The sequence below is a fragment of the Sporosarcina aquimarina genome, from assembly GCF_033253705.1.
Taxonomy (GTDB): domain Bacteria; phylum Bacillota; class Bacilli; order Bacillales_A; family Planococcaceae; genus Sporosarcina; species Sporosarcina aquimarina.
In genome coordinates, this window is record NZ_JAUBDH010000021.1 from 1818 (window position 1) to 3098 (window position 1281).

Genomic DNA, 1281 nt, shown 5'->3' on the forward strand with positions numbered 1-1281 from the left:
CCCGTACCGCAAACCAACACAGGTAGGCGAGGAGAGAATCCTAAGGTGATCGAGAGAACTCTCGTTAAGGAACTCGGCAAAATGACCCCGTAACTTCGGGAGAAGGGGTGCTCTGGTAGGGTGAATAGCCCGAGAGAGCCGCAGTGAATAGGCCCAGGCGACTGTTTAGCAAAAACACAGGTCTCTGCAAAACCGTAAGGTGACGTATAGGGGCTGACGCCTGCCCGGTGCTGGAAGGTTAAGAGGAGAGGTTAGCGCAAGCGAAGCTTCGAATTGAAGCCCCAGTAAACGGCGGCCGTAACTATAACGGTCCTAAGGTAGCGAAATTCCTTGTCGGGTAAGTTCCGACCCGCACGAAAGGCGTAACGATCTGGGCACTGTCTCAACGAGAGACTCGGTGAAATTATAATATGCGTGAAGATGCGCATTACCCGCGACAGGACGGAAAGACCCCGTGGAGCTTTACTGTAGCCTGATATTGAATTCCGGTGCAGCCTGTACAGGATAGGTAGGAGCCTAAGAGACTGGAGCGCTAGCTTCAGAGGAGGCAATGGTGGGATACTACCCTGGCTGTATTGGACTTCTAACCCTTGCCCGTGATCCGGGCAGGAGACAGTGTCAGGCGGACAGTTTGACTGGGGCGGTCGCCTCCTAAAGAGTAACGGAGGCGCCCAAAGGTTCCCTCAGAATGGTTGGACATCATTCGTAGAGTGCAAAGGCATAAGGGAGCTTGACTGCGAGACCTACAAGTCGAGCAGGGTCGAAAGACGGGCTTAGTGATCCGGTGGTTCCGCATGGAAGGGCCATCGCTCAACGGATAAAAGCTACCCCGGGGATAACAGGCTTATCTCCCCCAAGAGTCCACATCGACGGGGAGGTTTGGCACCTCGATGTCGGCTCATCGCATCCTGGGGCTGTAGTCGGTCCCAAGGGTTGGGCTGTTCGCCCATTAAAGCGGTACGCGAGCTGGGTTCAGAACGTCGTGAGACAGTTCGGTCCCTATCCGTCGCGGGCGCAGGAAATTTGAGAGGAGCTGTCCTTAGTACGAGAGGACCGGGATGGACACACCTCTGGTGTACCAGTTGTCTTGCCAAAGGCATCGCTGGGTAGCTATGTGTGGACGGGATAAATGCTGAAAGCATCTAAGCATGAAGCCCCCCTCAAGATGAGATTTCCCATTACGCAAGTAAGTAAGATCCCTCAAAGATGATGAGGTGGATAGGTCTGGTGTGGAAGCATGGCGACATGTGGAGCTGACAGATACTAATCGATCGAGGACTT

Annotated in this window: 1 rRNA gene (cut by a window edge); it reads left to right on the top strand. The window is 54.2% G+C overall.

Annotation, left to right across the window (positions count from 1 at the left end):
- Window positions 1-1281 (top strand): 23S ribosomal RNA (locus tag QT716_RS16220); its annotated part reaches 1744 nt to the left of the window's first position; the annotation flags it as partial.